Origin of the sequence: Chitinophaga hostae, from assembly GCF_018224885.1 — a bacterium.
GTDB lineage: Bacteria > Bacteroidota > Bacteroidia > Chitinophagales > Chitinophagaceae > Chitinophaga > Chitinophaga hostae.
Map to the genome: position 1 here is coordinate 129,180 of NZ_JAGTXB010000024.1, position 10,570 is coordinate 139,749.

The following is a 10,570-nucleotide window of genomic DNA, read 5'->3' on the forward strand; positions in this document are numbered from 1 at the left end:
AAATGTGCATCATGAAACAACTGAGGCTAGCTATATTATTGATAACAACAGTGGGTGCGGCAGTGTCCTGTAATAAGGACTACCTGCAGCGATTGCCACAAACAGATATTACACCCGAGGCATTTTTCAATTCCCCCAAGGACCTGGAAACCTATACCAATGGCTTCTATGCAAAGGATTATTATTCTTACGACGATCTGAACTCTGATAACATTTCCAGTTACAGCGGTGGCGGAGAACTGGACCTGTTGGTACAGAACGGTATCAGTGCCACCACGGTAGGCGGCTGGGACGACTGGGCCGATCTGCGCAGCTTTAACTTTATGCTGGATAATGTATCCAGGGCCAAGGGAGACCAGGCGGCGATTAATCATTTTATTGGTATCGCCAGATTTTTCCGCGCCAGGTTTTATATGAACAAAGTAGCCAGGTATTCTGATGTGCCCTGGTATTCAACTGCCTTATCCAATGTGGATTCCGCGTTGTACAAGCCGCGTGACACACGTACTATGGTGGTAGATTCCATTATGGCGGATCTGCAGTATGCGGTAGATAACATCAAACCGGATCAGGGAACCAATACCCGGGTTACCAAATGGACAGCACTGGCGCTGATGTCGCGCTTCGGTTTGTTTGAAGGTACTTTCCGTAAATACCACGATGAGCTGAACCTGCAGGGTACCGCTAACACATTTTTGCAGAAATCGGCCTGGGCGGCAGAACAGCTGATGGGAAGCCAGAAATTCAGCATTTATAATACCGGCAAAGGAGCAGAAGATTACCGCGCGCTGTTTTGCAGTTCTACACTGACGAACAACCCGGAAATGATCCAGTGGATGGATTTTCAACAGGCCCTGAACCGCGGCAATAATTCGCATGTAGTGTTGGGCTGGACCTGGTCTTTAAGCCAAAGCCTGGTATATACTTACCTGATGAAAGATGGTACGCCGTTTACCGCCCTTCCCGGTTATGCTAAAATGGATTATGTGACCACCTTTAATAATCGTGATCCCCGTTTAGCCGAGACCGTATCTTATCCTGCTTTTTCACCTACGAAGAATAATAGTCTGTACATCCCCAAGCCTAATCTTGGAGGCTATGACCAGCTGAAGTTTTATCCGCGTGATCCGGCACAGCGCCAGGGCTGGGAAGCGAATTTTACTGCCATCCCGTTATTCAGATATGCAGAAGTATTACTGAACTATGCAGAAGCGAAAGCAGAACTGGGTACATTGACGGCTACTGATATTACGAACACCATCGACAAACTCCGTGACCGTGTACAAATGCCGCATCTCGTGATGGGAACTGCAAATGCCACACCGGATCCGGTACAGGCTGCAGCCTATCCCGCTGTGAGTGGCGCCAATAAAGGTGTAATACTGGAAATCAGGAGAGAAAGAAGAGTGGAAATGGCCTGCGAAGGATTGCGCTTTAATGATGTAAACAGGTGGAAAGCAGGTATGCGTTTCCAGGATTCACAGCAGGGTATTTATGTGCCGGCACTGGGAGGTATTGATATGACCGGTGACGGTAAAGCAGATATTGCTATCCTGGCATCCCCTTCCGATACAGCTGTGCTGGCTGGTTTGCCTGCCGATGTAAGAGCATCCGTTTCCCGTTTTTATCTGAAAGATAAAGATGGAAAAGATAACAACTTCTATCTCGAGAACGGTACGTCAGGACATATCATGTTTACACGCGACAGGGACGGTAAACGTGTATTTATTGAACCTAAGTATTACTATCGTCCTATACCATTATCGCAAACGGTACTGAATCCAAATCTGAAACAGATTTTTGGCTGGTAACCCCAACAAATACAAATTGTGACTACGAATTACAGCACTGCTGTAATTCGTAGTTGTTTAAAACCCATTCGTATGCATAAAAAAATATTATTGGCTGTTATTGCCTGTCTGTGTTTACACGTGGCAGCGGGGCAAGGATTTTCGGGAAAGGTATTCATAGACAGTAATGGGAACGACAGGTGTGATCCAGGTGAGGCAGGGCTTTCCGGTGTACGGGTATCGAATGGATTACAGGTAGCGGTAACTGATGCCGGTGGAAAATTCAGTCTGCCTGTTTATCAGAAAGCGAAGTTTGTATTTATTACCACACCGGCGGGTTACCGGTTTACACGGTCGTTTTATCTTAACGCCGATAGCAGCAGAACGACTTATGATTTTGCGCTGATGCCGGTAAAACATTCGCAGCAAGGCATAGCAAAGTTTGTGCGGCTAACGGATACAGAAACTGCGTTATACAATAACTGGATCACGGAAGCAAAGGATTATGCAAAAAATGAGCGGGCCGATTTTATTGTACATACAGGTGATATCTGTTATGAGGAAGGACTGAAATTTCATGCAAAGCAGGTGAATACGGCTACGATGGGACTGCCGGTATATTACTGTATCGGCAATCACGACCTGGTGAAAGGCCCGTACGGAGAAGCTTTGTACGAATCGTTGTTTGGCCCGGTGTTTTATTCCTTTGAAGCAGGACCTGCACATTTTATTGTAACGCCGATGTGGTATGGTGATTATAAACCTTCCTATACCGTGGATGATGTGCTGCAATGGCTGAAGAATGACCTGGCGCATACGGATCCCGCAAAGCCGGTGGTTATTTTTAATCATGACCTGCTTACCTATGATACCTTGTTTGCTGTAAGATCAGGTAACGACAGTATTATACTGAACGACCATCACCTGAAAGCATGGATCTACGGGCACTGGCATATTAATTATGCACATACACATGGTAACAGCGGTATCCGTTCCCTCTGTTCTGCACCCGCGGCAGATGGAGGAATTGATAATTCGGCCAGTAATTTTGATATGATTAAAGTTGACCGGCAGGGTATAGCAGGTGTAGAAAGACGTTACACCTATGTAGACAACCAGCTTACACAGGTATCACCGTCGGCTGCCGGCGTGGCCTTCGATGCCAACCGGTTGCTGGTCAGCGTTAATACCTACCATACCTCTGCTAATGTGAAAAAGGTACTCTTCAGTTTATATGGCAAAAACGGTCAATTATTAAAACAGTTACCGCTGCAACCACGTACCGACTGGAATTGGGCGACAACTACCGCTATACCCGCGGCCTGGCTAAACAACGTATATACTTCCACGGTAGAGGCCACCACCAGTACAGGTAATATCCTGTTCAGAAGGGATACCTTCTCTCTTAAAAAAAATATAATACCCGCCGCTACCGGTCAACAATGGCCGGAAGTATTGCAGCATGCCCAACGCAGCGGGGTGGTCACAGCAGCGGCATCTGCCGGAAAGGGATTGCAGCTGGTATGGTCAGCCAATACCGGCGGTAACGTGTGGAAGTCGTCACCGGTATGTGCGGAAGGGAAAGTGTTTGTGGGTACTATTGATGATGAAGAAAATAAGCGTAATGGCATTACGGCGATGGATGCGGGTACCGGAAAGGTATTGTGGCAGTTTCATACCGGTAACTCTGTGAAGCATAGCATCAGTTACAGCAACCACTTGTTGTTAGCTACCGATGCAGACGGCATTACATATGCGCTGGAGGCAGCTACGGGAAAACTTCGCTGGCAGCATGCCGGCGATATGAGCAGTTTGCCTTCTTATAATTCAGGTGGTGTGGTGATCAACGGCGTTTATTATACCGGCGCCGGAAAATACATGCAGGCACTGGAACTGGCTACCGGCGCAGTGAAATGGACCAATCACGACTGGAGCGGAGGGGAAGGTACGCCAGCCGCTATGGCAGTGCAGGGCGACTGCCTGGTAACTTCTTCCAACTGGAACCACTTGTTTGCACATGATTTGAATACCGGAAAGCTGCGCTGGAAACGCAGCGATGAAGGTATCCGTTTCCGCAGCGGCACGCCGGCATTCTATGATGGCAAATTATATGTGCACGGATTGAACAAGCTGCATATCATTGACCCGGCCAACGGTAAAACAACCGACAGTATTCCGGTGGAAGAAGCACTGAAAACAATGACGGCTCCGGTAGTAACGGAGAAGTATATACTTGTTTGTACGGCTACCAATGGAATGGCGGCATATGACAAACAAACCAGGAAGTTGCAGTGGCGTTTTGTACCGGGAGAAGCGCTGTTTTACACTGCTCCTTATACACAGCCTTCATCTGCCACGATTGAGTCTACACCGTTGTGCGCAGGCGACCGGGTTTATGTGGGCGCTTCTGATGGCTATGTGTATACTGTAGATCTGAAAACCGGTGAAACGTTATCCCGCTTCCGCACCGGCGCCCCGGTATTTGCGGAGATGGCCATCTGCAACGGACTGTTGTATGTAGCCGATTTCTCCGGGAATGTGAATGCATTTAGTTTGTAGATAGGATATTTTTTAAAACAGGAAAAGGCCATCTCTTTTGAAGGAGATGGCCTTTCCTGTTTTCCGCATCGGGGCGTGTGCCGTTTACCGCACCGCCCAACAAGGTTTATCAGTACCCCGGGTTTTGTACCAGGTTAGGATTAATGCTGGTTTGTTTGAACGGAATCGGGAACAGCTTGTATTTTTCTGCCGATGGCTGATGATCCCACCAGGAAGCGGTAGTGAATTTACCAAAGCGGATCAGGTCCGTTCTGCGCTTGCCTTCAAAAATGAATTCCCGGCCTCTTTCTGCCAATAACTCGTCCGTGGTGAGACTTGTAGCAGTGTAAGCTTCCTTAGGCCAGTCTTCCGCCTTAAAAGCACGTTTTTTAGAAGCATTGATCAGGTCAACAGCTTCCTGTGTAGCCACGCCACCTGCTTTTCTCATGATGGCTTCTGCTTTGTTAAAGTAGATTTCGGTGAGGCGGTAGATCACGAAGTCGTTGCCCCAGTATTGTGCGTCGGTTTGTTTACCCGGCAGGTATTTGGCAAAGCGTGCGCCGCTGTTTTCTTCTCCCTGGGTCATGCCGCCGGCACCGGTTTCGCCGGTAGAATTTCTGCGAATCTCTTTTACAAATACAAGTGGTTTACCGCTGTACTCTTCCGTGCCCAGTACCAGGCTGTCGCCTTTATTTGCGCGCAGGGCCGGATCTTTTTTCTGCGGGCCTATCAGCATCCAGTTTTGTTTACGCAGGTCATTGTCTTTAAATGCATCATATGCGGTAGGAATGACTACGATACTGTTGTTACCATCCACGTCAGCGTTGTAGATCTGGCGCTGGCGGTGGTGCCAGAAGTCGCCCTGCCATCCGAAGCGGGAGTTGCCGGCTCTCAGGTCGTATGCCAGCTGGAACAAGTCTTCCGTAGAAGTATTGTTGTTGGCAGCGAAAGCGCGGAAAATATCCGGTTCCAGTGCGGGAACGGCGCCGCTGAGGGAGCCTCCGTCGCCGGCGATGATTTTATTGCAATAAGTAATGCAGTCGTCCCAGCGCGGGGTGCCTGTCCATTCCTGGGCATTGAGATATAATTCCACCAGCATGGCGTAAGCGCCTGCTTTGGTAACGCGGCCTACCATATCACCAGACAGTGGTTGCAGTTGCTCCAGGTTGTCTTTTATTTCCTTTTCCACAAAGGCAAATACTTCTTTACGTGGTTTGGTAGCCGGGGAGGCAGAGTTGCTGACTTCTGTGACGATGGGTATATTACCATAGAGGTCCATCAGTTTCAGGTAGTGCCAGGCGCGTACCACTCTTGTTTCCGCGAGCAGGGTTGTTTTATCTGCTTCGGTCATGCCGATTTTAGTGAAGTCCAGTGCCGACAGATCTTTGATGGTATTGTTACAGAAGCCCATTCCCCAGAACATGAGTCTCCATGGGTTCCAGGCATTGTCTTCGTTGGCAATCCAGGTATGGTCGTGTAGCCTGATCCAGTTACCGCCATCATAGCCATGCTTACCTTTCTGCGGCCAGGCCAGCTGGTCGGCAGATAGTTCCTGCAGGCGCCAGTAGCCGGTTTGGCCGGTAGGGGCAGCCCAGGCGCCGGCGTGGGTAAACGGGCGCAGCACCGCCGACATCACTTCCTGTTTATTATTATAGAACTGGTCTGAAATAATTTCGCTGTATGGTTTTTCATCGAGCTTGGTGCAGGCACTCAAACCGAGGACCAGCAGGGCTGCGCTGATATATGCATTATTCTTTTTCATACGTTACAATTTTGCTGCTTTTAAAATCCAAGGTTCAAGCCGATAGTGTAGGAGCGGGTGCGTGGATAAAATCCTCTTCCATCAATACCGGAATCCAGTGCGGTATCTTCCAGTTCCGGATCAAGACCGCTGTATTTGGTGATGGTGGCGATGTTACGGCCGCTTGCATATACCCGCAGACTGCGGATATATTTAGTTTTCAGCTGGAAATTATAACCCAGGGTGATGTTATCCAGTTTTACGAAATCACCTTTCTCCAGGTAATAATCAGAAAACTGCGGGTCATCGTTCAGTTTGGCGTTTTTGCCGATGGCAGAAGACAGCATGTTGTTGGGCGCCCATTTCTTGTTACCGAAGTACATATCCTGCAGGTTGAGGATATCGTAACCAAATTTTCCACGGAAGAAGATACTCAGGTCAAAGTTTTTATAACGGAAAGTATTGTTCCAGGACGCCATGTATTTTGGAATACCATTCCCGATAACGGTTTTGTCGTCCGGATTGATCTGGGAGGTGGTACCAATGCTGCCATCTTTTTTGTAGAACTGCCATTTGCCGTCGCTGGTAAGACCTGCATAACGGTATCCATAGAACGTGCCCAGCGGACCGCCTTCCACTACGCGGATGGCAGAACCCAGGTTACCCGGAGAAGGCAGATCGCCATAGAACTGCTCAGTAGCCTTGTAGATCTGGTTGGAGAAGGACACCATTTTATTCCGCTGGGAGTTAAAGGCCAGATCACTGTTCCAGGAGAAGTCTTTTGTTTTTACCGGTACAGTATTAATGACTACTTCCACACCGTTATTGGAGATAGCGCCCACATTGGTGAAGATGTTATCCAGGATATTGGAAGGCAGCTGCGCAGTATAGTTGAATAAGAGGTCAACTGTTTTGCGGCTGTATACATCCACGGAACCACCGATCCTGTTTTTCAGGAGGGAGAAGTCAAGTCCTACGTTGAATTCCTTTTTCTTTTCCCATCTCAGGTCCGGGTTTGGATTTTTATTGGGGCCATAGGTTTGGATCCATTGGCCGTATTGCAGGTAGGCGCCGCCTGTTCCGAGTGTCAGCAGGGATTGGTAGCTGGGAATGCCCTGGTTACCGGTGATACCATAGCCGGCGCGCAGTTTCAGGTTATTGATCACGGTAAGATCCTGCATGAATGCTTCTTTAGAGATCACCCATCCTGCGGATACTGCCGGGAAGTTACCCCATTTGTTGTTGGCACCGAAGCGGGAGGACCCTTCATGACGCAGGATGGCCTGCAGCATGTATTTCTGTTTGTAGTTATAATTGATCCTGCCGAAAAAGGCGATCAGTGTATTATCTATTTTGTTGCTGCTTTGTTTCGGGCGCGGAAGTGTTTGGTCATTCAGCGCATTACCGGCGGAAATGTTCCAGTCTTCAAACGCATCTGTTAAGAAACCGTTGTTGTCCATGGCATACTTTTCCAGGGTGCTGTACTGGTAGCTATAGCCGCCCAGTACGTTGAATGTATGGTCGGAGTTAACGGTTTTTGTGTAATCGACTGTTGCTTCAAAGGTTTTATCCATGGCGGCAGAATTAGCTTTATAGGCATAGCCGCCACCTTTGAAATCCTGGATGGAAGAGCGGGACGCCTTGCTTTTGTACTGGCGATCGGTATATTCGTTACGTACAATAGCGCCGAAGGCGGAGAACTTCAAATCACGTATAGGCTCCAGCGTTAGGCGGGCATCTCCTGAATATGTTTTCTGATCTCTTTCATACAGTTCCTGCTGCAGGCGTGCCAGCGGGTTGTAGTTATTAAAGCCATTTGTTTCGATGTATTTACCATCAGGGCCAAAGATGGGTGCGGTCGGGTTACGCTGTACGGCTTGTTCAAAGTCGGCGCCGGCGTTACCGGCTTTGTTGTCGCCGCCACCGCTGTTACCGCCGTTGAGATTGGCTTTGTTGAAATTGCCGGCCAGGTTGAATTGCATTGTCAGCAGACCCTGCAGGCCGGTTTGGTTTACGTTTACCCTGCCGCCGTATTGTGTGCGACCGTTCTGTTGTGCAATACCGTTGGCATCGTTATAATAAATGGAAGCGCGGTAGTTGCTGTTGGCAGTACCGCCGGAAGCGGCGAAGTTGTGATACTGACTGAGGTTGTTTTTATCCAGCAGCAGGTCGTACATATCGGTGTCGGCTCCCTGGTTGTTGGAGGCGCCGGCAATTTTTATGTAGTCGGCAGCACCCAGTATGCTGGGTCTTTTAGCTACTGCTTCACGTTGCAGATAAGTGGAATAGGTGTACTGCGGATCGCCGGCTTTCCCTTTTTTGGTGGTAATGAGGATAACGCCGTTGTTACCCCTGGTACCATAAATAGCCGCAGCGGAACCATCTTTCAGTACGTCGAACGTGGCGATATCGTCCTGTTGTAACAGGTCGAGGTTACCACCGGGAATACCATCAATGACGATCAACGGGTTTCTGTCGCCGGAAATAGAACTAATCCCCCTGATCTGTATAGATGCGCCGCTATTGGGGTTGTTGCCCTGTGTTCTGGTAACAGATAAACCAGCCACTTTACCCTGGATCAAATCCATTGGTGAGCGGGAGCCGCCCTGGTTAAAGTTTTCGGCTTTCACGGTCGCTACGGAGGTGGTTACTTCATTTCTTTTCTGCGTACCATATCCTACTACTACGATATCCTGTAATGATTTTACAGCCGCAGAGAGTTTTACATTCAGTGGTGCGCCGCTGCCGGCGGGCACTTCCTGTTGCTGATAACCTACGAAGGAAAATATCAGTGTCGCGTTTTCCGGTGCCTGTAAAGTAAAGGTACCATCGGCTTTGGTGATGGTGCCGGTGCTGGTACCTTTTATTTGTACAGAAACACCGGGTACGGGCGTTTTATCATTTGCATCCGTCACCTTTCCGGATACAGGTTTGCCCTGTGAGAAGGCAAATAGTGAAAGGAGCATCAGGACCGTACCGGCAATACTGGTCCGAGCCCAAAACGTGGATCGTTTGTGCATATACATTAATTGAAGTTGGTTAATAATGAATCCCGCGAAACCTATTGAAAAAACGATTTAGCAATAAGCGCACGGGCTATTTTTTAGAATTTCTGATACGATTTTAGTAATTTAAAAAATGGTGAAATACCTCTTGATGGAGGATATAACCTGGTTTCCGGTCAGGTTTGGCTATGGTTCCCTAATCGCGTAGCATAAGCAAAAACAAACGATGCATTACAGTACTGGCTTCCAGTACATTATCGATTTAGCTATTAAGTTAGCATAACAAGTTCTCTGTTAGATACAACGAAGGAATTCCCTCTTCCTTATTAGTTTTTCTTTCTTTAATTCGTTCATACACGCGGGTTTGTAATGCGGCGACTTTCTAATGATACTGGCAGCAGTCATTAAAAAATCGATTTAGTAATGGTTCCAAAAAAAAGATTCAAGCGAATCTTCTGTTTTAAATAACAAGTGTTTTAACGCGGCACTTTCTGTCTTCTCCGGGAATAAAAGTAATATTTATTTGCATTAAATGAAATCATTTTTAACATTTTTTTTGAGATGCCGGCAAACCATGGCAGCAGCAACGGGGAAATTATTCCCCGTTATACATTACCGGGATCTGTTGCAGAATGTTGTGTACTCCACCGGAACACACAGGGGTTACAAGTACTACTATCATAGCCCCATTGGCATATTGCACAGGCGGATCTGCAAAGCTATCAAGATCGTATACAAACCAAAGGGCATGGTCAGTGCAGTTGTGCGATGCAGCAAATCGGCATATAATTTTTCTATGGGTTCAGAAAGGGGGATATTCAGCTGGCCAGGGAAAAGCGGGTAAAGAGCTGCAAAAACAAAATGGAGGTAAAAGATGCTGCTGACGGGCTTTCGGGGGATGAATTTCAAAATATCCAACAGGGTAAATCATTACCCTGTTGGAAAAAAAATCAGAAGTCAGATGAAACCCCTTCTTTTGAAACAGGGCTGCTTACTTTTGCGGCCTGGCTGTCGCGGGTATTTTTTTGTACGGTGATGGCGCCAAAAACGCTGAGCAGAAATGCAAAGGCATAAAATCCTTTTTCGCTGGGCGCCAGGGTGGCATTCCATAACCCGATTGTCAGCAATAAGATAGTGAGCAACATAGATACCCAGCTGAGTGCATAGTAGATATCGGTTACAGGGATACCTTCAATTCTGTCTCTTACACATTTTTGTACAGACACGGCTGCAAAAAGGCCGTACATTAAAACGGTGAAGTAGTAACCTTTTTCATTCAGTTGCATAGTGGTAGCATTCCAAAGGCCGATGATAAAGCCCAGGATACCTGCAAATACTGCTACCCAGGAGGCTGCAATAAATGCCATTGATGGTTTTTGTTTCATTGATGGAGTGAATTTTTATTTATGGGATTGGGTTGATGGCTAACAAGATTGCGATCTGCATAATGATGGCCTGTTGTAATAATACAATTTATTTTATATAAAATGGGTTGA

The 10,570-nt window shown here is 47.6% G+C and carries 5 protein-coding genes; 2 read left to right on the top strand and 3 right to left on the bottom strand.

Features of this window, described 5'->3' with window-relative positions; translation table 11 throughout:
* The first annotated feature begins 11 nt into the window (after nt 1-11).
* Both KE626_RS30640 and KE626_RS30645 read left to right on the top strand, forming a co-directional pair.
* Nucleotides 12-1,811, top strand: a complete 1,800-nt coding sequence (locus KE626_RS30640) for a RagB/SusD family nutrient uptake outer membrane protein (RefSeq protein WP_211976888.1) — start codon at nt 12-14, stop codon at nt 1,809-1,811.
* Nucleotides 1,812-1,883: 72 nt separating this feature from the next.
* Nucleotides 1,884-4,349, top strand: a complete 2,466-nt coding sequence (locus KE626_RS30645) for an outer membrane protein assembly factor BamB family protein (protein WP_211976889.1) — start codon at nt 1,884-1,886, stop codon at nt 4,347-4,349.
* A gap of 109 nt (nt 4,350-4,458) precedes the next feature.
* Here KE626_RS30645 and KE626_RS30650 read toward each other — a convergent pair whose 3' ends face one another.
* The 3 genes from KE626_RS30650 to yiaA form a co-directional block, all read right to left on the bottom strand.
* Nucleotides 4,459-6,090 carry a RagB/SusD family nutrient uptake outer membrane protein gene (locus tag KE626_RS30650; protein ID WP_211976890.1) on the bottom strand — a complete coding sequence of 544 codons (1,632 nt, stop codon included), beginning with the start codon at nt 6,088-6,090 and terminating at the stop codon, nt 4,459-4,461.
* Between the two features lie 20 nt (nt 6,091-6,110).
* Nucleotides 6,111-9,089: a SusC/RagA family TonB-linked outer membrane protein gene (locus tag KE626_RS30655; RefSeq protein WP_249207820.1), complete on the bottom strand. Its 2,979-nt coding sequence runs from the start codon at nt 9,087-9,089 to the stop codon at nt 6,111-6,113.
* Between the two features lie 935 nt (nt 9,090-10,024).
* On the bottom strand, nt 10,025-10,459 hold the full coding sequence (yiaA, locus tag KE626_RS30660; RefSeq protein WP_211976891.1) for an inner membrane protein YiaA: 435 nt from the start codon (nt 10,457-10,459) through the stop codon (nt 10,025-10,027).
* Nucleotides 10,460-10,570 lie beyond the last annotated feature (111 nt).

Coding starts and splice junctions, on each gene's coding strand:
- KE626_RS30645 (WP_211976889.1), top strand. CDS start 1,884: ATGCATAAAAAAATATTATTGGCTGTTATTGCCTGTCTGTGTTTACAC.
- yiaA (WP_211976891.1), bottom strand. CDS start 10,459: ATGAAACAAAAACCATCAATGGCATTTATTGCAGCCTCCTGGGTAGCA.
- KE626_RS30655 (WP_249207820.1), bottom strand. CDS start 9,089: ATGCACAAACGATCCACGTTTTGGGCTCGGACCAGTATTGCCGGTACG.
- KE626_RS30650 (WP_211976890.1), bottom strand. CDS start 6,090: ATGAAAAAGAATAATGCATATATCAGCGCAGCCCTGCTGGTCCTCGGT.
- KE626_RS30640 (WP_211976888.1), top strand. CDS start 12: ATGAAACAACTGAGGCTAGCTATATTATTGATAACAACAGTGGGTGCG.